This window comes from Clostridium sp. MF28 (genome assembly GCF_002969175.1).
GTDB classification, from domain to species: domain Bacteria; phylum Bacillota; class Clostridia; order Clostridiales; family Clostridiaceae; genus Clostridium; species Clostridium beijerinckii.
Genome location: NZ_CP014331.1, coordinates 2,364,582 through 2,389,935 on the forward strand (window position 1 = coordinate 2,364,582; position 25,354 = coordinate 2,389,935).

General features: G+C 29.2%; 21 protein-coding genes. 7 read left to right on the forward strand and 14 right to left on the reverse strand.

Annotated elements, in window-relative coordinates; genetic code table 11:
- Positions 1-9 precede the first annotated feature (9 nt).
- From speD to AXY43_RS10465, 6 genes are all read right to left on the reverse strand, one after another.
- Positions 10-828, reverse strand: a complete 819-nt coding sequence (gene speD / locus AXY43_RS10440; RefSeq protein WP_170816507.1) for an adenosylmethionine decarboxylase — start codon at positions 826-828, stop codon at positions 10-12.
- Positions 829-1,111: 283 nt separating this feature from the next.
- Positions 1,112-1,804, reverse strand: a complete 693-nt coding sequence (locus AXY43_RS10445; protein ID WP_012060569.1) for a hypothetical protein — start codon at positions 1,802-1,804, stop codon at positions 1,112-1,114.
- Between the two features lie 221 nt (positions 1,805-2,025).
- A complete protein-coding gene (locus tag AXY43_RS10450) occupies positions 2,026-2,370 on the reverse strand; it encodes a DUF3892 domain-containing protein (protein WP_017212590.1) in 345 nt (114 codons plus the stop codon).
- A gap of 200 nt (positions 2,371-2,570) precedes the next feature.
- On the reverse strand, positions 2,571-3,173 hold the full coding sequence (locus AXY43_RS10455; protein WP_023973593.1) for an HAD family hydrolase: 603 nt from the start codon (positions 3,171-3,173) through the stop codon (positions 2,571-2,573).
- Positions 3,174-3,634: 461 nt separating this feature from the next.
- On the reverse strand, positions 3,635-4,198 hold the full coding sequence (locus AXY43_RS10460) for an HDIG domain-containing metalloprotein (RefSeq protein WP_039770058.1): 564 nt from the start codon (positions 4,196-4,198) through the stop codon (positions 3,635-3,637).
- A gap of 248 nt (positions 4,199-4,446) precedes the next feature.
- Positions 4,447-5,274: a hypothetical protein gene (locus tag AXY43_RS10465; RefSeq protein WP_023973596.1), complete on the reverse strand. Its 828-nt coding sequence runs from the start codon at positions 5,272-5,274 to the stop codon at positions 4,447-4,449.
- A gap of 369 nt (positions 5,275-5,643) precedes the next feature.
- Here AXY43_RS10465 and AXY43_RS10470 point away from each other — a divergent pair, with 369 nt between their 5' ends.
- From AXY43_RS10470 to AXY43_RS10500, 7 genes are all read left to right on the forward strand, one after another.
- Positions 5,644-6,105: an RNA-binding protein gene (locus AXY43_RS10470; RefSeq protein ID WP_105411519.1), complete on the forward strand. Its 462-nt coding sequence runs from the start codon at positions 5,644-5,646 to the stop codon at positions 6,103-6,105.
- 297 nt (positions 6,106-6,402) lie between these two features.
- Positions 6,403-7,572, forward strand: a complete 1,170-nt coding sequence (locus AXY43_RS10475; protein ID WP_012060575.1) for a galactokinase — start codon at positions 6,403-6,405, stop codon at positions 7,570-7,572.
- Between the two features lie 107 nt (positions 7,573-7,679).
- Positions 7,680-8,672: a UDP-glucose 4-epimerase GalE gene (galE, locus tag AXY43_RS10480; RefSeq protein WP_023973598.1), complete on the forward strand. Its 993-nt coding sequence runs from the start codon at positions 7,680-7,682 to the stop codon at positions 8,670-8,672.
- Between the two features lie 183 nt (positions 8,673-8,855).
- Positions 8,856-10,355 carry a UDP-glucose--hexose-1-phosphate uridylyltransferase gene (gene galT, locus AXY43_RS10485; protein WP_023973599.1) on the forward strand — a complete coding sequence of 500 codons (1,500 nt, stop codon included), beginning with the start codon at positions 8,856-8,858 and terminating at the stop codon, positions 10,353-10,355.
- A 12-nt stretch (positions 10,356-10,367) separates the two neighbouring features.
- Positions 10,368-11,381, forward strand: a complete 1,014-nt coding sequence (locus AXY43_RS10490) for a LacI family DNA-binding transcriptional regulator (RefSeq protein ID WP_039770053.1) — start codon at positions 10,368-10,370, stop codon at positions 11,379-11,381.
- A gap of 515 nt (positions 11,382-11,896) precedes the next feature.
- Positions 11,897-13,321: a putative DNA modification/repair radical SAM protein gene (locus AXY43_RS10495; protein WP_105411520.1), complete on the forward strand. Its 1,425-nt coding sequence runs from the start codon at positions 11,897-11,899 to the stop codon at positions 13,319-13,321.
- A gap of 2 nt (positions 13,322-13,323) precedes the next feature.
- Positions 13,324-14,070 (forward strand): TIGR03915 family putative DNA repair protein, encoded by a 747-nt coding sequence (locus AXY43_RS10500; protein WP_105411521.1) that lies wholly within the window; start codon positions 13,324-13,326, stop codon positions 14,068-14,070.
- Positions 14,071-14,888: 818 nt separating this feature from the next.
- Here the strand turns inward: AXY43_RS10500 and AXY43_RS10505 are convergent.
- The 8 genes from AXY43_RS10505 to mglC form a co-directional block, all read right to left on the reverse strand.
- Positions 14,889-15,461 (reverse strand): beta-class carbonic anhydrase, encoded by a 573-nt coding sequence (locus AXY43_RS10505; RefSeq protein ID WP_023973602.1) that lies wholly within the window; start codon positions 15,459-15,461, stop codon positions 14,889-14,891.
- Positions 15,462-15,569: 108 nt separating this feature from the next.
- Positions 15,570-16,613, reverse strand: a complete 1,044-nt coding sequence (locus AXY43_RS10510; protein WP_023973603.1) for a galactose ABC transporter substrate-binding protein — start codon at positions 16,611-16,613, stop codon at positions 15,570-15,572.
- Between the two features lie 56 nt (positions 16,614-16,669).
- On the reverse strand, positions 16,670-17,731 hold the full coding sequence (locus AXY43_RS10515) for a galactose ABC transporter substrate-binding protein (RefSeq protein ID WP_012060583.1): 1,062 nt from the start codon (positions 17,729-17,731) through the stop codon (positions 16,670-16,672).
- A gap of 374 nt (positions 17,732-18,105) precedes the next feature.
- Complete coding sequence (locus AXY43_RS10520; protein ID WP_023973604.1) at positions 18,106-19,164, reverse strand: galactose ABC transporter substrate-binding protein; 1,059 nt, start codon at positions 19,162-19,164, stop codon at positions 18,106-18,108.
- Positions 19,165-19,241: 77 nt separating this feature from the next.
- Positions 19,242-20,222, reverse strand: coding sequence for a substrate-binding domain-containing protein (locus AXY43_RS10525; RefSeq protein ID WP_105411522.1), 981 nt, complete (start codon positions 20,220-20,222; stop codon positions 19,242-19,244).
- A complete protein-coding gene (locus AXY43_RS10530) occupies positions 20,222-22,030 on the reverse strand; it encodes a sensor histidine kinase (protein WP_077856087.1) in 1,809 nt (602 codons plus the stop codon). The genes AXY43_RS10525 and AXY43_RS10530 overlap by 1 nt, the downstream gene beginning before the upstream one ends.
- A gap of 11 nt (positions 22,031-22,041) precedes the next feature.
- Positions 22,042-23,658 carry a response regulator gene (locus AXY43_RS10535; RefSeq protein ID WP_012060587.1) on the reverse strand — a complete coding sequence of 539 codons (1,617 nt, stop codon included), beginning with the start codon at positions 23,656-23,658 and terminating at the stop codon, positions 22,042-22,044.
- Positions 23,659-23,994: 336 nt separating this feature from the next.
- A complete protein-coding gene (gene mglC, locus AXY43_RS10540; protein WP_038457978.1) occupies positions 23,995-25,221 on the reverse strand; it encodes a galactose/methyl galactoside ABC transporter permease MglC in 1,227 nt (408 codons plus the stop codon).
- Positions 25,222-25,354: the final 133 nt, after the last annotated feature.

A 25,354-nucleotide genomic window follows, 5' to 3' on the forward strand; every position in this document is an offset into this window, starting at 1 on the left:
TCCCTCCCGTTAATATATATTAGTTCCACTAAAAATCTCAATCATCTCTCTTCTTAAGTTGTTTTCAATTTCAAGTCTTTGCTTTGGCTTGATTTCATAAACATCTCTATTAAAAAGGTAATTTTGAAGTTCAATTTCTTTAATTAGCATTTTAGTGTGAAATATATTTGATTGATATACATTTATATCCATTGCATCATACTTTTTCAAGGTATTTTCATCAATATAATCTTGTATTGATGTTATTTTATGATCTATAAATAATTTTTTGCCATCAACATCTCGGGTAAAACCTCTGACACGATAATCTATCGTTATGATGTCTGAATCAAAACTTCCTATAAGATAGTTTAGTGCATTTAGAGGAGAAACTTCTCCACACGTGGCTACATCAATATCAACACGAAAAGTAGCAATTGAATTATCTGGATGATATTCTGGATAAGTATGCACAGTAACATGACTTTTATCTAAATGTCCTACAACAGTGTCTCTAGTTTTCAAAATGTCAATTTCACCTTTATTACAAGATGCATCTATCTCTTTGACTGCTAGGGTCTGTTCCGATACTAGAATAGTTACACTTGCTCCCTGAGGATCATAATCTTGTTTTGAAATATTAAGTACATGTGCTCCAATACTTTCCGTTACATCACACAGAATTCTAGTAAGTCTTTCTGAATTGTATTGCTCATCAATATAAGCAATATAGTCCTTTTGCTCTCGCTCACTTTTTGCATAGCATACATCATAGATGTTAAAGCTAAGTGTTTTTGTGAGGTTGTTAAAGCCGTATAACTTCAGCTTGTTTTCCAACCCTAACATCACAACCTTTCTGGCATAAATTATAGTTGCATTAGAATTTGTTTCAAAAATTCAATCACTAAAATCCTATATATTCTAATGTTTATAACCTTCAAATACTCACCTTCTAGTTTACCTTGAAACATCTTTATTATACAACATTGACATTTTACTATATTATCTTTAAAATTGCTACTATTTATGACAATATTTCTTTAATATACTTGATAAATTTGTTTGAAGTCCCTTATGCTTTATTTTGGTTGCAAATCCTTCTTATTTCTCACATATATAAATAAAGTAATAATTAACTATTTTTTCTTAAAGCTCTTTCTTTTACATATTGATTATATTCTTCTATTGAATAAACTTCTGGTTCTCTTACTTCTTCCAAGAAATGTGAAGCCTCTGCATCTGCATTACTAAATGCCAGAACTGACTTATGCATTTCTATTGCCTTATTGTAGTCTCTATATTCATCCTTTGGAACATAAGCACCCATATGCCATCTTATCATTAAACATTCTTCTAATGATAACTTGACAAACTGTTGAAGTAAAATTACACTTTTCTCTCCATGTCCTAAAGGAATTTTATCGTCAAATTCATAGGCTGCATATCCTATCCACTTTCCTGTCATCTCATCTTTTTTTAATCTCATAGTTTTTTCATAAAAATTACACTTACACAAATCATGTAGATATCCTGTTAAATACATTGTATCATGACTCAAACCTAGGTTATATTGTTTATTTTTTTGTATTAATAATTCAACAACATTATCAGAGTGAAGTGCTAATCCTCCATCAAAGTTTGAATGAAACTTAGTAGATGCTGGGGCTGTAAAATAATCGGTTCTTTCTAAAAGATATTTTATTAATTCATCTATCCCATCTCTTTTAATCGAGCTCAATCTTTCTAATATCTTATCTTTCAATTCTTGCATTTCTTTTGCTGCCTTAGCTTTTGTCATTTCCTTTAAGTCACTTAAATCACTCATGAATACATCTCCTTACATTAATCAACTTATAATTATTATTTTTTTCCTCTAAGCACATATCTATTCATTATTATGCTTCTTTTACTATTTTAACACTTTTAAGAAAAAACTCATATCATTGAATTCAATGATATGAGTTTTCTAGTTAAAAATATTCTTTCTTTATTTTAATAGTAACATATTCCATAGAGTTTATAAGCAAATTTTATTAAAAAAGTATTTTATTCTTCTACTACTGGCAAGGCGCTTAAATTGTTTGACTCATCATCATCTCTTAAGCTCCTTAAATATTCCTCACCTTTTCTTGATGTTGAGACAGATACTCCAGATATAGCTCCATCTTTGGCTAGCTCCACGCCTCTTTCTTTAGTTATTCTCTCTCCATTTGAAAGTTCATATCCTGTTATCTCACCCGAATGCTTTATTATAGCCTTTATAGAGCTTTTTTCTACATTTGACTGTGAATCTTCGTTATCACTTAACTTTATGTCAGTATTTGCTACAGCAGCATTATGAATAAAGTCATATGTTAATCCCATTGAAGATACATTATATTTATCCTCCATACAAACACCTCCTATTTTCTAGATAAGCATATGTGTATATTTCTAATCTCTGTTTTTTAATTTTTTAAAATACACTTGCTGAATAATTAAAATATAGCAAGTCAGTATTTTAGTATATTTTCTTTTATATGCCTATTCTAAAACCCTTTAGTGTTATATTGTCCAATAAAAATACTTTAATGCATTCTATTATTTACTATTTAAATATTGATATCAAATTTTTGTAATTCACCTTCCAGTTTCCTTGGTTCTTTTAAGACTATTCCTTTTAATCCAAGCTTAATAGCAGCTTCGATATTTTGCTCCATATCATCTATAAATAATGTTTCACCTGGTTCTAAACTATATCTATATAGTATCTTCTCATAAATTTCTTTTTCAGGTTTAAGTAATTTCTCTTTATAAGAAACCACTCCTCCTTCAAATAATTTAAATAAGTCATATTTATTATTTATATATTCAAACGCTGCTAGATGAAAATTGGATAGATAATAAATTTTATAACCTTTTTGCTTTAGTTTTTTTAATGTATCCACGCTGCTTTCTATTGGAGTCAGTATGTCGTACCAATTTTCAAAGACTTTATTAATTAACTCTTCACTTTCAGTGTTTCTATTAATTATATTTCTTTTAGCATCTTCTTCACAAATTGTTCCTCTATCAAGCATTGGCCATTCATCACTCTGAAATATACATTTATATATTTCTTCTACTTTTTCTTCATCAATTTTTGATCTTACATATATCTTTGGTTGAAAATCTAAAATAACATTTCCAAGATCAAATATTATATTTTTAATCATAAAAATTCTCCTAATTTTAATAATGTATCTTATTAACTATATGGTTCCTCAATGATATTCAAACTTATGAAATTTCAATATTGCTGTTATTCAGAAATTTGAAACAGTTGATATGTATTGTTATCAATATGGAACCCTATATATAGATATCCAATTTGAGAATTATACTTATAGCTTTAAAAATCTGCTATATCAGAAAGGACAGGTACTCTTTTGTGCAGTGTTACATTAGAGAATATGTTGCAGGCATTTCTTCATCATAAGTTGTTCCATTTTTGCTTGTCTCGAGAGCATGCTGAAATGGTGCAACTTATGCTGTTAGAAAGCCTCAACTTATTCTCAGTAACCGAAACAACAGAGTACCTGTCCTTTCGGTAAATTATTGCATAAGTCTAAGTTTTGTTTTGGATATCTATATAATTTTATATTTGTATGATAAATTTAACTATTAATATTCCATACTAAAGTCCAATATCTTCTGCTACATTTCTCATTCCTAAAATTGTATTTTCTATGACCTTGTCTAATTCCATATCTATCATCTTGCAACCATTTAATATTACATTTCTGTCTACTCCTGCCGCAAATCCTTTAGTCTTAAATTTTTTCTTAACAGATTTAACTTCTAGATCCATTACGCTTTTAGATGGTCTCATTAATGCAGCTGCCCCTATAAGACCTGTAAGTTCATCTATTGTATAAAGTACCTTCTCAGCATTGCTTTCAGGTTTTATTTCATTTACTATTCCATATCCATGAGATGCAACTGCTCTTATATAACTCTCCGGAAATCCTTCTTCTCTCATTATTTCTTGAGATTTAGCACAATGCTTATCTGGATACATTTCATAATCTATATCATGAAGTAATCCAATTATGCCCCATACATCCTCATCTTCATTATAGAGTTTAGCAAAATGTCTCATTGCCCCCTCTACTGCTAGTCCATGTTTTCTGAGTGCATCACTTTTATTATACTTACAAAGTGCGTCCCATGCCTTTTGTCTATTAATTTTTTCTTCCATATTATATAGCCCCCTTAACATATGTATATAAAATTATTTTTATTAACATTTATTTCTATATATGAAATTATATCCATGTTAATAAAAATAATATCACTATGAAAATTTATAATCAATATTATTAGGATTTAAGTTATAAAATTATATATATTATACTTAAATTTCTAAATTCTAATCCCAATGCAAGATCCTTCTTACTAGCATTTTTAAATGTAAATTTACTATCCAGCTTTATAAATGCAGACTTACTATTTATAAGTCTGCATTTTATGTCTAATGTTTTTATATTCATCCTTTAGCTTAGTAATTACTCTTTCTTCATCATATTTATTATACGGCCATATTCTAGTTTCTACCTTACATCTAATCCACTCAGCTTTTAAACATATTTGCACAAGCTCATCTATATCTCTATTTAGGCTTTCAATTTCATTTTCATAATTACTTACTATATAATCGCTTTTTTCAACTATATTATTTATTAATTGTAACTCATCGCTGTATGCAGATTTAACTTCATTTTTAAGTTCTAGTAAATTTAATAAATTTATATTATTTTTATTTTCAACATTCTTATAACTATTTGCCATAACCAAAAATTCCTTTAATATTTTTTTTTCACTTATCACATCTATAGCTTCATAAAATTTCGTTGTTATATCTTCATTTCTTTCTGCAGATTTTATTGCATTTTTACAATAATATATTAATAAATAACTATTAAGTGTAGCTTTTAATTCTTCTACTTTTAATATTAGCTCAATATCTAGTTTTCCTGTAAAATTCAAATGCATTTTAATCAACGATACTATTTTATCTAACTCTCTTCTATATTCAATCTTATTACTTCCATCTTTAGTTCTAATATATAAGTTAGTTATATTGCTTAGCTCTTTCAAGCTTGCAATATGCGTTCTTAATGTAGTTATCCATATGACTCTAAATCTTGTAATATTATTTATGTAAAGAGTTTTCTTGTTTTGAAATAAATTAAGCACTCCTGTTAAAAGAGTTATTAATATTCCCGTAAATGTAATTATATCTATTATTGCTATCTCCAGTTCTCCGATTCTCATAAAATTCTCCTAAGTTCCTTAGCTTATATTCTCTAGCTGTCTTTATATTTCATAAACAAACATAAAAAAGAACTAAGATTACAGTTCTCAGCCCTCGTTCTTGTGTTTATTTTATTCATTTTTTCCTCTTTTATTCTGTATTCTAAACATAAAATATTTTCTTTCATTAATATATATATTTCAAAAATGATTCTTCATGATAATTCTAAAAATATTGCAATAATTTTAGTTGCAATTGTGAATTGTGCAATGTGCGTTGCGCATTGTGAATTGCAACATATATATATTTTATTATAGATTAAATTTTAGTATCCTTTTATATGCCTCTGTAATAAACTATAATAAAGCAATTAACAAAAAGGTGGTAAAATGAATCCTTTATTAAGTATGATACTCAGTTCCCTTTTTAATGGAATGGGTGGCGGATTTAGAAATCCCATGATGCCTAATCAAAATGGTGGCAGTAATCCAAATCAAATGGGTGGTAATCCTTTATTGAACATGCTTATGGGTGGCATGGGTGGCGGCATGAACCCTATGAATGGAAATCCATTAATGAACATGTTGATGGGAAATATGGGCGGATCTAACGGTTCTCCATTTAATAATCCAAATAACAACCCTAACATGAATAATGCAAATAATATGAATAGCAATGGTCCAAATATGAATAATATGGGAAATATGAACGATATTAATTCCTTATTAAGTATGCTAATGGGAAATCAGGGCAATATGCCTATGAATAATATGAATAATATGAATAATATGAATAACATGATGAACAATATGAACAACAATTCAAATAGGCATTCCCATTCAAAAAAATAGTGGACATTCTAATAGGTAGCTTAAAATTTAGGCTACCTATTAAATTTTATAACAGTAAGCCTTTTCTATAAAAATATTCTAAATTTATATATTTTCAAATAATCACTTCAGAAATAATTATTATTTGTAATCTTTCTCATGAAAGATCAAGCTTATCACTATTGTCCTATTAAGCCTTCATTTATAGTGTATATTCACAGATTTTGTATATATCTAAAAAATTCTAAATTTTCTTAATTCCCTCTTTACTTTTTAATAGTAATCGCTTACTATTAAATTAAAAGGGAGGTATTAAATATGGAGAATATTAATGTATTAAAAAGTGATTTCACAAAATTATTTGCAAAAGATGCTGAAAGTGTTTTCTTTTCACCTGGAAGAGTTAATTTAATTGGAGAGCATACTGATTACAATGGAGGTAATGTCTTTCCTTGCGCTCTTACTATTGGAACTTATGCTTTAGTTAGACAAAGAGAAGATAAAAATGTATTAGTTAACTCTTTAAACTTTAAAGAATTAGGAATTTTAGAATTTAGTTTAGAAAATATGATATATGAAAAACAACACGATTGGGCCAATTATCCTAAAGGTGTAATTAAAACTTTTGAAAATCATGGTTATAATATTCCTAACGGATTTGAAATACTTTTCTATGGAAATATTCCAAATGGTTCTGGATTGTCCTCTTCTGCTTCAATAGAAGTTTTGATGGGAACTATATTAAATGATTTGTTCAATTTAAATATCAACATGGTTGATATAGTAAAAATGTGTCAAGAAGCTGAAAATAAATTTATCGGTGTAAATTGTGGAATAATGGATCAATTTGCTATTGGCATGGGAAAGGAAAATTGTGCGATTCTTTTAGATTGTAATACCTTGAAATATTCATACAGTACTATTGCTATGGATGGCTACAAGATAGTAATTGCCAATACAAATAAAAAGCGTGGTCTAGCTGACTCTAAGTACAATGAAAGACGAAGTGAATGTGAAACTGCCTTAGCTGAAATACAAAAAGTTAAGAATATTAATGCTTTAGGTGAGCTTACAGAAGAAGAATTTGAAGAAGTTAAATCTTGTATTTCAGATCCTATTAAAGCAAAAAGAGCAAAACATGCAGTATATGAAAATAGAAGAACATTAAAGGCTGTAAAAGCTCTAGAAGAAAATGATTTAACTCTATTCGGAAAACTTATGAATGATTCTCACATTTCTCTAAGAGATGATTATGAAGTTACTGGAATAGAGCTAGATACTTTAGTTTCTCTTGCTTGGAAAAGTGAAGGTGTAATTGGAGCTCGTATGACAGGCGCTGGTTTCGGGGGCTGCACAGTTAATATTGTTAAAGAAGACTGTATAGATTCATTTGTAGAAAAAGTTAAAGCCGAATATACAAGCAAAATTGGCTATGAACCTAGCTTCTATGTAGTTAGCATTTCAGATGGAACAAGAAAAATTGGATAAAAGATTTACTACTTAAGATTTTATTAAGTTGATTATAAGAAAGATTTAGTTTAAATTTAAAGTATAAGTCTTTAAACCAAATCAATAAAAATAAGGGAGATGTTAATATGTCAATATTAGTTTGTGGTGGTGCTGGATATATCGGCTCTCATACAGTTCATGAACTTGTAAAACAAAATAAAGACGTAATAATAGTTGATAATTTACAATCAGGTCATATGAAAGCTGTAAATCCAAAAGCAAAATTTTATAAAGGTGATATAAGAGATTCTGAGTTTTTAGATAAAGTTTTTTCTGAAAATAAAATCGATGCTATTATACATTTCGCTGCTAATTCTTTAGTTGGCGAAAGTATGGTAAAACCTCTACTATATTTCAATAATAATGTATATGGTATGCAAATATTACTTGAAAGTATGGTAAAACATGATATTAAGAATATAGTTTTTTCTTCAACTGCAGCAGTATATGGAGAACCAAAGAAAATTCCTATCTCTGAAGATGATGAAACAAATCCAACTAATACCTATGGTGAAACAAAGCTGACTATGGAAAAAATGATGAAATGGGTTAGCAAAGCTAACGGAATAAATTACGTTTCTTTAAGATACTTTAATGCAGCTGGTGCACTAGAAGATGGAAGCATCGGTGAGGATCACTCTCCTGAAAGTCACTTAATACCTCTAATACTTCAAGTTCCACTTGGAAAAAGAGAAGCTATAACTGTTTTTGGAGAAGATTATGATACTCCTGATGGTACTTGTATAAGAGATTATATTCATGTACTAGACTTAGCAGACGCACATATAAAAGCTGTTGAGTATTTACAAAACGGAAATGAAAGTAACATCTTCAATCTAGGTAATGGAATTGGCTTTAGCGTTAAAGAAATGATTGATTCAGCTAAAGAAGCAACTAGTGAAGAAATTAAAGTTGTTGTGGGCGAAAGGCGTGCTGGTGATCCTGCAAGATTAATAGCTTCTAATGAAAAAGCTCAAAAGATTCTAGGCTGGACTCCTAAATATACTGATGTAAAAGCTATAATCAAAACAGCTTGGACATGGCACAAAAATAATCCTAACGGATATGATGACAAATAATAAAATCATATAGAATTTTAAAATTTATCTTGGGAAACTAGAGCCAACCTAAAAACTTATATGGTTCAAGTTTCCGCCACCTAGGCATAGAAAAAGATAAGTCTATGAAATAAACTAACATGGACTTATTTTTTAGATATGTCTTAGATTAATACCTTTTGTTAAAATTGAGGAGGTTTTAGCATGATAAATATAAATCATGAAATAAATAGACTTATAAACTTTGCATTGAAAAAAAATCTTATAAATAATGATGATATAATTTACTCTACCAATATGATTCTTGGAGTATTAAACTTAAATGAATTTGAAGTTCGTGAAGTTGATGAAACTTTAGAAACTCCAACTCCTATCTTAGAAAATATCTTAGACTACGCATGTGAAAATAATTTAATAGAAAATACAGTGACTGAAAGAGACTTATTTGATACTTTAATTATGAACTGCGTAATGCCAAGACCTTCTGAGGTTATAAATAACTTTAATAATTTATATAATATCTCTCCAACTAAAGCTACTGAGTACTATTATGATTTAAGCATTTCTTCTAACTATATTCGAAAAGATAGAATTGACAAGAACATAATCTGGAAAGCACCAACGGAATATGGAGACTTAGATATAACAATTAATTTATCAAAACCAGAAAAAGATCCTAGGGATATAGCAAAAGCTAAATTAATTAAATCTAGTTCATATCCTAAATGTTTATTATGTAAAGAAAATGAAGGATTTTATGGTCATATAAATCATCCTGCCAGACAGACTCATAGAATTATACCTTTGGATTTTGATAAACAAAAATATTTCTTGCAGTATTCCCCTTATACTTATTATAATGAGCATTGTATAATTCTAAATAGCGAACATATACCTATGAAAATTAATAAGGATACTTTTAGGAATTTATTGATTTTTACTGATATACTGCCTCATTACTTTGCTGGATCTAACGCTGACTTGCCTATAGTTGGAGGATCAATACTATCTCATGATCATTATCAAGGTGGTCACTACACATTTGCTATGGAAAAAGCTCCAATAGAAAAAAACTACTCAGTTAAAAATTATGAAGATGTTGAAATAGGTAGAGTCAAATGGCCTATGTCTGTTGTTAGGCTTTCAAGTAATGATAAAGATAAATTATTAGATTTAGCTGATCATATTTTAACTTCATGGAGAAGTTATTCTGATGAATCTGTAAATATATTAAGTCATACAATGGATGAACCGCATAATACTATTACTCCTATTGCAAGAAAAAGGAATAATAAGTACGAACTAGATTTAGTCTTAAGGAACAATAGAACAAGTACTGAGCACCCTCTTGGTATTTTCCATCCTCATAGTGAAGTTCATCACATTAAAAAAGAAAATATAGGACTTATAGAAGTCATGGGACTTGCAGTTCTTCCTGCAAGATTAAAAGAAGAATTAAACATTTTAAAGGAATACTTAATTAATAGAAAAGACAACATTTTAGATGATGAAATGGTGGCAAAACATTCTGATTGGTATAAATATCTTCTAGAAAAACACTCTAATATATCTCAAGAAAACGTTGATTCTATTTTAAAAGAGGAAGTTGGATTTAAATTCTTAGAAGTATTATGTCACTCCGGAGTATTTAAAAGAAATAAAGAAGGATTTGCTGCCTTTGATAAATTTATAAATATATTATAAGGTGGAATAATTATGAAATTAACCATAGTAGATGTAGCAAAAAAAGCTAATGTATCTGTTGCGACTGTTTCAAGGGTAATGAATGGCAATTATCCAGTGAAAGAAGAAACAAGAAAAAGAGTACTTGAAGTAATAGAGGAACTTAAATATATTCCCAATATGCAAGCACGTGAGCTTACTAAACAGAAGTCAGCTACTATAGGTGTTGTTGTTCCTAGTATCAATAATATGTTTTTCCCAGAAGTTATAAACGGGATTGAAAGCAGCTTAAAAGCAAATAATTTGTCTTTAGTGCTGGCATGTAGTAATAATGATAGTGAAGAAGAAAAATTATGTGTTAACAATTTATTATCTAGGAATGTATCTGGAATAATAGTTATTGACCCAAATACAGAAAATATTAAATCTAAATTTTTTCATAATATTTCAAAACAAACTCCCATTGTTTTTGTTAATGGACATTCCGTGTCCACAAATATTTCATCTGTTGTAAATGATGAAGCTATGGGTGCAAGTATGGCTTTAAACTATTTATTAGAAAAAAATCACAAAGATATACTATTTGTTAGAGGAAAAGATAGTTATTCTTATGACGTAAAGGAAAAAGTTTATACAGAAATAATGGATGATTTAAATAATTTTAATCCACAAAATATTATCAACATAGGAAATGGAAATAGTAGTGAAACTGTTGATAACGCTGTTAATATATTCCTAAATGTCCTTAAAGCATCTACTGCAACTGCAGTTCTTGCCTGCAATGACCTTATGGCTGTTGGTGTACTTAACGCTTGCAAAAAACTAAATATAGATGTACCAGATAAATTATCTATTATAGGATTTGATAATATAGATTTGAGTAAATTTGTAGAACCTAAGTTAACTACTATAGATCAAAACATGTTTCTTCTTGGCTCAAATGCAGCAACACTGCTATTAGAAAAAATAGAATGTGATAATTCTTGCAGCAAGAGAATTATTCTTATGAACACTTTAATTGAGCGTGATACTGTAACCGCTATTTAATATATTTATTAAAATAAATAATGCATTTGTTATAGTTACTGATTATTTTTAATGTAACATATACCAAAGCATTATTTTTTTAATTTAATCATAAATAAGTTTATAACTTAATTCTATTTACATAGAATTTACTCTTACATACGGAATTTAACTTTTCATTTTAGTTTTTTTATCAAAACTTTAAAATGAATTCATTGCCACAGAACATATATTCGTATATAATATTCCTAACGAATATATGTTCTTTTTCTATTTGTATATGTTTTAAATAATATGATTCGATCATTATAAAATTATCTAATTTTTTATTATCTTATATTTTAAAATAAACTTCGATGAATTAAATTTTTTAGAGCGTGTATATTTTATGATAATTAATTTAACTTTAAAATTCTATTCCCTACGTACTTAGTTAATGCAAAAATACAAAAACTAAATTCCAATACACCATTCAAGTTTTGTCAGAGCATATATTTTAATTTTAAAGTTTCATTTTATAAGGAAGTGTAATCAAAATGGATTTAATGGAAAAATTAAAAATATTATCTAATGCCGCAAAATATGATGTCTCTTGTTCCTCTTCTGGCTCAAAGAGACAGAATGCTAAAAATGGAATAGGCAATGCTTCAGAAGCTGGTATTTGTCACAGCTTTACTCCGGATGGACGTTGCATTTCTCTCCTTAAAATATTATTTTCAAATGATTGTATTTTTGATTGTAAATATTGCATTAATGGATCATCTAGAGATTTTTTAAGAGTAAGCTTTACTCCTGATGAAATATGCAGTCTTGCTATTAATTTTTACAGGCGTAATTATATAGAGGGCCTCTTTTTAAGTTCTGCTGTTATTTATAATCCTAATTATACTATGGAACTTCTACTTAAAACTGTGAAAAAACTGCGTATAGAAAATAAGTTCAATGGTTATATTCATCTAAAAGCTATACCTGGCGCTGATAATGCTTTAATTGAGGAAGCTGGAAAGTTTGTAGATAGAATGAGTGTTAATATAGAACTTCCTTCTAGCAATAGTCTTAAACTTTTGGCACCTCAAAAGAGTAAAGAAAAAATTTTACAACCTATGAAAACTATAAAAAATTCAATACTTAATTATAGTGAAATGAAAAAAAGCATAAAAAGTACACCATTGTTTGTACCAGGTGGTCAAAGTACTCAATTAATCGTTGGTGCAACTCCTGAAAGTGATGGAAAAATTCTAAAACTCTCTGAAGCTCTTTACAATAAATATACTCTAAAGAGAGTGTACTACTCTGCTTATGTCCCTGTAATTAAGGATAATAACCTGCTTCCTGACATTACGCATCCACCAATGCTTAGAGAACATAGACTTTATCAAGCCGATTGGCTTCTTAGATATTATGGATTTAAAGCTAATGAACTCTTGAAGAATGACGATGATAACTTTGATTTAAATTTTGACCCAAAAACACATTGGGCATTATCCAATTTGAATGAATTTCCTGTTGAAATTAACAAAGTTTCTTATGAAAAATTATTACGAATCCCTGGTATAGGAGTTACTTCTGCTAAGAAAATTTTAAAAATAAGAAGAGTTCATAATCTGACCTTTGATGACTTGAGAAATCTAAGAGTTGTACTTAAAAGAGCTAAATATTTTATTACCTGTAACGGAAAATATCATGGAGATGTTCTTTTTGATACTATTAAAATAAAAAATAAACTTCTAGAACACGATATTTCTAAAAGTGGCAGCGTAAATCCTAATCAAATATCATTTTTTGATAATGCTTCATTTAATGATGTAAAGCTTCCTTCTGGAATTATATTACCTAAGGATGATATTTCTTCATCACATATATCACCTATAAAAATTGAAAATTCTTTAAATAATATAATTCCTAAGTCAAATATATTAACATTAGGTGATAAAATTACTTCTTTAACTGGAGAGTTTTGATTATGAAAATATACTTATATGACGATACTTTTGAAGGCCTATTAACTTCCATATATGATGCTTTTTACTCAAACGGCTCACCTCCAACATCTATATATGGAAAAAGCCAAACAAATACTCCCCTTCTACTAGGGAATATAGTTGAAATTTCTACTGATATTAATAAGTTCAAAAAAGTAAAAAATGCTATTATAAATAAAATTAATTTCCTCTCATTAAAAAAAATATACTTTGCATTTTTAAGTAATTATGAGGACAAAGGAATAATAATATTTAATTATTTAAAGATAGCCTTTAAACTCGGACCAGATGTTCATGATTTTTTAAATATAGATGTAATAAGACTTGTAGATAATATTACAAAAAAGGTTTTAAATGAATGCCATAGATTTGAAGGATTTATTAGATTTAATCAAATAGAAGAGAAACTTTTATACTCTTCTATTGAACCAGATAATGATATTTTAGAGCTTATTGGAGATCATTTTAAAAATAGATTTCCTAGGGAATATTTTATTATACACGATATTTCTAGACAAAAGGCTTTAATATATAATACAAATTTTTACGAAATAATAGATATGGATATAGAAACTTATGAAAAACTAAAATTTCACAACGATGAATATACAGACCTTTGGAAAACATATTTTAAAGCCACTACTATACAAGAGCGAAAAAATCTTAAACTTCAATGTAGAATGATGCCTAAAAGATATTGGAAGCACATACTAGAAACAAAAATATAATTTACCATGTTCATAAAAGTACGTATTGACAAACGAGCTAAATATAAAAATACTTGCAAGTATTGAGGACAATTTAATTTCACTGCCCAAAAGACGAAATGGAATATATGTGTTTGCTCCGGTTCCTTGAAGATTTTACTGGGTAATTCTACAATTATAAGTTGCATCCAAAGCGCTTGCTTCAAAGACTATGCTTTGAACAAGCACATTTGGAACAACTTATAATCTAGAATTACAGCCAGCAAAATCTTCTTATGAACACTGTGCAAAAACATATATTCCATTTCTAATTTAGCAGTAAATTAAAGTAAATCTATATTCGCGCAAATATTTTTATATTTCTATTGTTAGCAAACTAAGTAGATGAAAAAATAATATATTCCAAACACAGTGATTACTTCGTGCCAAATAAATAATTATATTGGTCTCCATATAGATACGCAAGTTTTACTCATCAGAATGTTAAATGTTAAATTTTTAAGTTTAACATTATTGAGTATTTATCATCACTATAGATTTGATAACTCATAAAAATATACAACGGAATCACAATCCATGTATTGATCTCTAGGTATTTCGTATCTAGATAACGAACCTAAATTAAAACATATATTTTCAATTATGATATATACCAGAAAGGAAGGTTATGCTTTTGTGGAGGTGTTACATATAGGATTTTGCAGAAATGATGCAACTTCTTCTATTGGAAATTCGCAGTTAAATACTCTAGCAACCTGGAATAAATGCATGACCTTCCTTTCGGTGTTTACATATATAACTTTAAGTTTACTCTAGATATCTAGCGCTTCGCCATACCTTTAGTTTGCGTCTTTAATGTCTCCATTTATTATGATTTCTAGTTCTCCAGTTTCAGGACTCATAATGAGACCGTGTACCCTTACGTCATTAGGTAAAAGAGGATGATCTTTTATCATTTTAACACTTTCTTTTATTGATTCTTCAACAGATTCAAAACCATGAAGCCATCTCTCAACGTTAACTCCTGCGTTATTTAAAGTAGAGAGCGTTTCTTCCTTAATTCCTCTATCTAACATTTTATCAACAAGTTTTTTTGTGTTTAAATTACTCATCCCACAACCATGATGTCCTATTACAAAAACATCTTCTGCTCCAAATTCATATACTGCAACTAATATACTTCTCATTACACCACCAAATGGGTGCATAACTGTTGCTCCTGCATCTTTTATTATTTTTGCATCCCCATTTTTGATATTCATGGCTTTAGGCAACAATTCTGTTAATCTTGTATCCATACATGATAATATCGCCATCTTTTTCTTAGGTATCTTAGTTGTTACATATTCCTGATAATCTTTGTTCCCCACAAAACTTTCATTATACTTTATTATTTCTTCTAATTTACTCATTTTAGCCCCACTCCTCGTAAATTTTAATAATATAATACGTTTTTTTATTAACTTAATATTAAGTTAAGTTGGTTTGATTGTAAAGTTATTTTATATATCTTTTAATTCTTACTTACTCATGTATTCATGATAAGGCAATCGAATTGAAACTCCTGTTTGATCAAATTTATATTCTGTATCATAAAGCGGGTTTTTATTAGAAACCAAATTAATTCCAACACTGTAAAGTGCTTTAGCTAATTCATAAGGATCCTGTAGAACAGACCCAGTCATTATTCCTTGTTTAATTAATTCCTGTGCCTCTGGTATTGCATCAACTCCTACAACTGCTATATTAGGAGTCTTGCCACCCTTATTATAGCCATATTCTTGCAATGCTTTAATCGCACCTATAGCCATGGAATCATTATTCGCAATTATAGCCTCAATTTTATTTCCATACTGCAGAAACAATGTTTTAGTAACATTCCTAGCTTCTTCCTCATTCCAATCACAAACCCTTAATGCAACTTCTTGAGTCTTTATTCCCGAATTATTGATTTTTAATATAGAGTATTCTGTTCTTTTAATTGCCTCTAAATTATTTTGTTCTCCCATTAACATAACATATTGAAGTATATCATCTTTATTTTTATCCATTGCTGTTTTATTTTTATTCCATGCATTTATAATAACTTTTCCTTGTAATAGTCCGGCTTCCTCAGCCTCTGTTCCTATATAGCAAGCTTTATTATAAGATCTTATAGAATCTATCGCAACTGGTTCCCTATTAAATAGAATTACTGGAATATTAATTCCTTTTACTTTATTAATAACTGACTGTGTACTCGTTGTTTGGACTAGATTTACTAGCAAAAGATCAACATCTTGCTTTTCAATTAAGTTATTAATATCTTTATCCTGTATAGATTGATCATTCTTCCCATCATAAAAAATAAATTCAATGTTTCCTTCGTTCTCTTTTTGTATTTTTTCTAAATTTTCACGAACTAAAGAAATATAAGCATCATCAAATCTATATAATAATACAGCTGCTTTAATAGGCTTTCCTTCAGCAATTCCTGAACTCGCCATGATATTACTTTGATTAATGCTTATTAGCATAGCTGCTGCAATCATGATAATAATTATGGTAGTTATTTTCTTAGACATCTTATACTAATCCTCCATATTTTTTATTATAAGTTATTTAATCAACTTAAATAACCTTAGATATTATCATTACTTATATATCCTTTGTAAGGAATACGAACTGCAACTCCTGTATCATCAAACTTATACGAAGTTCCATCAAGTGGAGGTCTACCATTAACCAAATTCATTCCTATAAGATAAGTCGCTTCTGCCATGCTAGCTGCATCTTGAGGAACAGATCCAGTCATAATTCCTTGATTAATGAGCTGTATCGCTTTCGGTATCCCATCTACACCAACAATTGGTATTGTCCTATTTTTATCTCCACTATTATATCCATACTTTTGCAATGCCTCAATTGCACCTATTGCCATAGCATCATTATTAGAAATTATAACTTCAATTTTATTTCCATTCGATAAGAATAATGCATCCATAGCATCTTTAGCTAAGTTTTCTTCCCAATTACAAACTCTCAAAGCAATTTCTTCTGTTTTAATTCCTGCATCATTGATTGATAAAACAGAATACTTAGTTCTTCCAATTGCCTCCAAGTTATTACGCGGTCCCATAAGCATAACATATTGCATTATATTATCTCCATTTTTATCAATAATTGTTCTATCCTTATTCCATAAGCTGGAAAGAAGTTCACCTTGCAGTATTCCCGCTTCGGCTGGATTTGTTCCAACAAAATAAGCTTTACTATATGATTTTACAGTTTCCATATTTAGTGGTTCTATATTGAATAAACCTAAAGGTATATTTTTTTCTTTGACTCTATCTACAATTGTCCTCACTCCTGTTGGATCTACTAGATTCAGTAATATAATATCTGCATTTCCTGCATTAAGTATTGAATTAACATTTCTGTTTTGTAATGATTGATCATTCTTACAGTCATAAAAAGTAAATTCAATATTCCCTTGATTATTTTTCTGAATCTCTTCAAAACTTTGCTTAAGTAAGGCGGTATATGGATCCTCCAAAGTACGTAATAATACGCTTGCTCTTACTGGCCTTCCTTCCGTGGCTGTTAACTTGGTATTGGCAACTACTTTATTAGAATTTAATAATAAATTTATTATCATAACCATAATAGTGAATAATACCAATATCTTTTTAGAATTTCTCATTTTTATCCTCCGTTGATTTATCAAATAGCTCCCTACTCTTCCTAGCATCTCGATACTTAAGGTTCCTACGAAAATAAACCTATTTTCATAGTACCTTGCAAAGACTTTGCCTTTATGGTCAGTTTCTATACATAAAAAGCACATTAAATTTTATCTTTATTTCTTAAATCATTTATTTTATTATGTGTGTAATAAAGAACTTTATACTGGTATAAGGCATATTGAATATAATCTAACTATAGCTATAGATCCTGCTGATAAAAATTTATAAAAATAGAAGTATGCTTATACAAAAAAGGAAGTAAATCGAAAAAGACTTACTTATTTTTTTATAATAAATATACTTCTACATTATCTATACATAATATATAATTTTATTTATTTTCTATATATAAATCAACATTATCACTAGTAACCTCTGCGTGTGGAGTCCTAATATACTTTCCTTTCTCAAGTCCATCTATGGAATTTACATTTCCATGAGAAGCTAATGTATATGCAAGATTGAAGATCGCATTTGCCTGTTTTTTCGAATCGTTTAAAATAGTTCCTATCATAGATCCATTTTTCACTGCCTCTAACGCTTTAGGAAGCCCATCAATTCCTACAACTAGTGGTTTTTTACCGCCTATATTAGCATCATTTATTGCATTTATTGCTCCAAGTGCCATTTCATCATTATTACTAAATACAACTTCAATTTTATCTCCAAAACTTTTAATCCATTGTGACATCTTTGTTGTTGCCTGAGCACTTTGCCAATTTGCTGTATCATCAGCTAATTTCTCTAATTCAATTCCATTTTGAGTTATAGTTTTGATGCAATATTCCGTTCTAATTAAGGAATCTTGGTGTCCCTGCTCTCCTTCAAGCATTACATACTGGATTTTGCCATCTCCATTTTTATCTACCATTCTATTGTCTTTTTTATAAGCATTTATAATGATATTTGCTTGCATCTCACCTGATTGCTGAGCATCTGCTCCAACGTAATAGAGCTTATTCCATCTTTCCATATCTTCCTCTACTGGTTCACGATTAAAGAAAACAATTGGAATATTAGCTGATTTTGCTTTATCAATGATCATAGATGCCGCTGTACGATCAACCATATTTACGCATATAACATCGTAATTCTGCGCAACAAATTTATCTACTTGATTACTTTGGTTAATTAAATTTCCTTTAGCATCTGCAACATTCACAATGATCTTATATTTACCTTGATTCTCCTTCTCTTTTGCTATATCCTCAATATTCTTTGAAATTTCTGATATGAATGCATCATCTTGTTTATATAAGGTTACACCTATTTTTATTTCCTTAATATCATTACTATAATTTGCTGATTTCACATTTGCACTACAAGATGACAATACATTAAAAATTGAGACTACTGTTAAAAGCCCTGATAATTTCTTAATTAATCTCACTACAATCCCTCCACCATATGATTCCATCAAGCACCACAATACATTTATACAAAAGTTCATCCTTGCATTTATGGTGCTTATCTAACAAATGGGAATAATAATCTTTGATTTTCTTCCGAATACATATTTTTTGTATTTATAACTGTTGAAGAGATAATGTTATTGGGCATATCTTTTTTATTAATCTTATATACTGCTGATTTTATACTTAGATATCCTACATTAAATTCATTTTGAATAGCTGTTGCACTAATAACCTTATCTTCTAAAAAAGAAAGAATTTTGCTTGTACTTCCTGTCCCATATATCTCTATTGATGCTTTTTCTTTGTTAATACCCATTACATCCTTTTTAGCTTGAGAAACATTCTCTAATAATCCTGCATCAAATGTAACCACAACATCAATATTATTGTTCTCTAACAAACTTTTAGCTTGATTATAATAAGTAGTCTGCTTATCTTCTGAAAAATCCCAAAATGTACATTTGTTATCTGTTCGATTCATAACACTCATGAATCCATTATATCGTTCCTTTACACTGCTGCACTCTAAGTTGTTTTTGATTATTAAAATATTCTTATTCATATCTCCGTTCTTTATTAATTCTTCCCCCAAGCTAGATCCAAGCTTATAGTTATCACAAGAAATACTGGGCTGAGCATGTTCTGATTTTATAGTAGAATCAAATAATATAATTGGTATCTTTTTTCTAGCATTTTCTATTGGTTCTGCCATTTTCTCATAATCTGCAGGCGATATAATTATTGCATCTGCCTTATTTTTTATCTCTCGTTCTATAAGTTCTTTCTGTTCGTCAATACTATTATCTTCCGACAAAGTAACAAAACTTACATTAACATTCATTTCTGAAGCTGCCTGCTCTATACCCTGTCTCATTATCATTAAGCTTTCACTGTTTCTTCCTCTAGTTATAATTGATATGTTGTATATCCTTATATCTTTTTCATACCACAATGTATTATTTAAGAAAAGTAAAAAAGATAATATTAATAGCAAAAATAAAGTAATAAAAATTTGCTTCCTTTTTCTCTTCACTATTTATCTTCCTCCCTCTTTCTAATTTCATAAAAGTCCACACATGGCATATGAATACGAACTGTTGTCCCTTCATCTGGCTCGCTATAAATTTCGAGTCCATATCTCTTTCCAAAATATAGTTGTATTCTTTCATTAACATTCTTCAATCCTATACCAGAGCTCTTCTTTTCAATCTTGCTTTCACCTGTTAAAAGGCTATTTGCAACATCTTGAAGCATTCCAAGTCCGTTATCTACAACATCAATATATAACTCATTATCTTTTGCATATGCCTTTACTAAAATCTCACCATCTCCCCCCATAAATTCCATACCATGATAAATTGCGTTTTCAATTAACGGTTGAATAATTAATTTAATACTTCCATAATTAAGAACTTTCTCATCAACTTCAATATTATATGTGAATTTATTTTTATACCTTATATTTTGTATGGTCAAATAATTTCGTGCATGCTCAATTTCATCTCTCACTGTTATTATATTTTTGCCTTTACTTAAGCTTATTCTAAAAAGTTTTGCTAAAGCAGTTACCATAATTATTGCCCCATCATAATTTTCATTTTCTATCATCCATATGATTGAATCCAATGTGTTATATAAAAAATGGGGATTAATTTGTGCTTGAAGAGCATTAAGCTCACTTTTTCTTTTTGATTCTTGTTCAATCATTATGTTGTCCATAAGTGTATGCATTTGGTTGACCATAGAACGAATTGCTTTTCCTAAATGCTGAACTTCATATGATCCGCTTATCGAAACATCTACATCTTTTACTCCATTTTCCAATTTCTTCACACACTTTTCTAATAATCGTATTGGGTTAGCTATTCTTGAAGAGACAAACATATTAAGAAATACAAGTATAAAGATAGCGAAAGACATAATGAACACAGCAAATATACTCATTTGATAATAATCTGAAGTAATATCTAACATCGGTGTAATTCCGACAATTTTCCATCCAGTGTATCCAACAGTTTTAACTGTAACTAATCTTTTTTCTCCTCTGAAAGTTTCTATATGATTTCCATCATCATAAGCTGCTTCAATTTTATTATTTTCATCTATTAAATCTGAATAAATCAATTGCTGCCTAGGATGATAAATAATTTCGCCTTCTCTATCAACTAGATAAACATATCCTGACTTTCCTATATTTGCATTTTTACATATCTGCTCTATTCCACTAAAATTTATATCAACTAACAATACTCCAGATGTTGTTTTCTTATTATTAGTAAGTTCAATAGCCCTACTTAATGATACGACCCAACGATATTTATAATCTGGATCTACAAATAAATTTTGAACATGAGGTGTTGAAAAATGTAAATTTTCTTTCTTATCTATCGCTTTAGTAAACCAATCACTCACTCGTGGATCAATAGAGCTTTTTAATTGTTTTACAGGAGATGCCGCTATAACTTCCCCATCTTGCGAAAAGGCACATATGCTTATAAGTGAATCTTTATTTGTTTCATACAATAAGTCCATTTCTTTATCTATGGTATCTGTAGCCAAATCTTTCTTCTTAATTACATTGTAATAAGTGGTATCAGACACTTTCATCATATTCCTCAGATAAGAATCTAAATTCAAATTTACTTGATCTAACATAGATTTATTATGCTCAGATACCATTTCTTCAGTGGAAGTTATAAAACGAAAATATAAAGCCCCTCCAACAGTAACCATTCCTATAACTGCTATTACGGTAAAAGAAATTGATATTATATGTTGTATACTTCCGCTGTTAACGTAATTTATTGTCTTCTGTATTTTTCTCTTAAACAAATTAAGCATAGTAAATCAACTCAATTCTTTCTATACTTTGATGGAGATACTCCAAACTGTTTCTTAAAAACATAACTAAAATAATTAGCTTCTGGATATCCAACTTTTTCCGCTATCATGTATGTCTTATCATCTGTTGTATTCAAAAGTTTAACGGCTTCTTCTAAACGTGTTGCTGTGAGATAATTTACGAAGCTTGTTCCTGTTTCCTTCTTAAACATTGTAGAAAAATATGTTGGACTAACATGCAATTTAGAACATAATTTTTCTACTGAAACATCATAATCACTGTAATTTTCTTTTATATATTGTTTTGCTTTTTCAATAAGCATCATAGATGAATTGATTCGCTCTCTTTTAATATAACTATTTATCCTAATAGCTTTTTCTATAATCCATTTTTTGACTTCATGAATAGAATTAAAGGATTCTAAATAACTGTATGCATTAAAATTTTCACCAAAAATTTCTTCTATATCAAATGCATATGTTTGAACAAGTTTTAAAAGTGACGTCATAATTTCCATAAGATAAATTCTATATTGATTAAAAGGCAATAATAAATCTTCTGTTTTCTTAAACAAACTATCAATTGCCTCTGAAATTTCATCCTCTGAAGAAATTTTTATTGCATTTAACATCGATCGTTCTTCTTTCTCATCAAGTTGTAGCTGGATTGAATTATCTGGCTCTACATCATCAATATAAATAGCCTTTCCAGCTCCTAATATAAATCTATAATCTAATGCATTTTGTGCAGTTCTATATGAAAAACGTATTTGCGAAGGATTACTATAAACATACCCTATTCCTGCAGATATTGTTAAACTCATAATTCTCTTATAAACCTTACAAACCTCATTTATACCTTTTATAAATAATAATATATCTTCCTTTTTTTCAAAGTTACCCATAACTATTACCATACCAGAATAAATAAAACTAATAAATTTACAATACTTACCCATATTTTCATCTACAATTTTCTTAATAGAAATTGGTGTAAGTGCTGATTCCTTTTGCCCCGAAAAACTATTTAAGTTTTCTTCAAAGGATAGTGTTCCATCTGCCTGAATAATCCCTACTGTTAAATGCTTATACTTGAATTCTATTCCCAGCTCCTCCATTTGTTCATGCCATTGTTCTTCATTTATTCTGCCTTCAATTGCACCAACTAAAAATTGTTCTCTAATTACTGGTAGACTTTTAATATAATGCTTATAAAGTGTTTCTAAATTTCGTTTTTCGTTATATTCACGATCGAGCTGTTCTTTTAACCTCACTAAAACTTCTATGAGTTCTGCTGAGTTAATCGGTTTCAGAACATATTCAACTACATTTATCTTTATTGCCTTATGAGCATACTCAAAATCATCACATCCTGAAAATACAATAATTTTTGTAGATGGCATTAATTCTACCAACTTCTTTCCTAGTTCCAACCCATCCATAAATGGCATTTTAATATCTGTCATTATAACATCTGGCTGTAGTTTTTCTGCTTTTTCCAAGGCATCTTGTCCATTCTCAGCATCACCAACAACTATAAATCCATTGGCTTCCCAATCAATCTTTTTTATGATTCCAAGGCGTATTTCTTCTTCATCGTCTACAATCATAATTCTATATGAATTCATTTAACTACCTCCGATAGATGAATTATTTAATAAGGCACATGAAAATAAATAACAATTAGAACTGCCATGAATATTTTTTATTAGCCAAGGAGACAAATTACTCTCATATCAGGTCTATTAGGGCACTTTGGCAATAAATTATGATTAAAAAATACTGACAGATAGATTTGTTATTTTTTGATTATGCCTAAATACTATTATACATTATGTATTAAATTATTACTAGCACGAGTGCTAAGTCTTACCAATTTGATTATTATTTAGAAAATAAATAAAATACAGGCAAATCTCTAGCTAAAAAACTAATGATTTGCCTGCATTTTATTTATTTAATAATTATTTTCTTCTGTATTTTGCCATATCTATTGCAACTGCAACTGCTATGATGATACCTTTTATAACTTGTTGCCACATAGGACTTACCGCTATAAATTGTAATCCATATTGGATAACAGTAAAGATTAAAACACCACTTACTATTCCACCAACTTTACCAACACCACCATTTAATGAAACACCGCCAACAACGCACGCTGCGATTGCATCAAGCTCATAACCATTACCATAGTTATTTGTTGCACCAGCTGTTCTAGCCGCTTCAAGTACGCCACCAACACCATATAAAAGTGATGCGAAGATGAATATACCCATAATAGTTGCAAATACATTTACTCCAGAAACTACTGCTGCTTCACGGTTGCCACCAATAGCATATACATTCTTACCGAATACAGTTTTATTTAAAATAAACCAAACTAGAATTATAAATACTACAGCAATTGGAACTAGAATTGATATTCCTGGGAAACTTCCAATTTGAAATAATTTTGTTTGTCCAAGATCTATAAAGTCTTGACGAATACCACCAATAGGTTGTGATTTGTTTGGAGGTAAATCAAAGTATAGAGAAGTTACACCATATACTATAACTTGAGAAGCCAATGTTGCAATAAATGGATGCATATCATATTTTGCAACCAAGAAACCATTAAGAACTCCAAATATAGCACATCCAACTACTGCTAACAGTATTGGAATGATAACTGCTAACTGTGGCATATTGGGGAAGAATCTATTTGCATAATCAGGGTTTTGCAACATTGAAGTTGATATTACAGCTGCAAGACCTACCATACGTCCTGCTGATAAATCAGTACCAGCAATTAATAATGTAAAACATATTCCTAAAGCAACAATCATTTTTGTTGATGATTGTGTCAAAATATCTAGAAATACAGCATATTGCATAAAACGTGGTTGAATTATCATAATTACAACTACTAGTAATAATAATGCTATAATAATCGCATTATCTGTAAAGAAATGTTTTACAGTCTTTGATGAAAAAATAACATCCATGTCTGCATTCTTCTTATCCCAAAACTGTTTTGCGCCATAAACAAGTAATGCTATACCAACTCCACCTACATAAATTGGTAAATCATAAAATACACTTGGATCTAAAATAAAATTAAAAACAATTCCTAAAGCCACCAAAAAAGCACCAATACCTAAAAATATTTTTCCAAAGCCTTTTCGTGAAACTATCTTCTCTCCACTCATATTACATACCTCACTTTCTTTCTCTCCTACCAAAATCATTTGTTATAAAATTTCATTTATCCAATACCTAGCATCCGTAATATTTTCACCTCTTTATAAGTAGGATAAAATAACGACTGCACACTTAAGGACA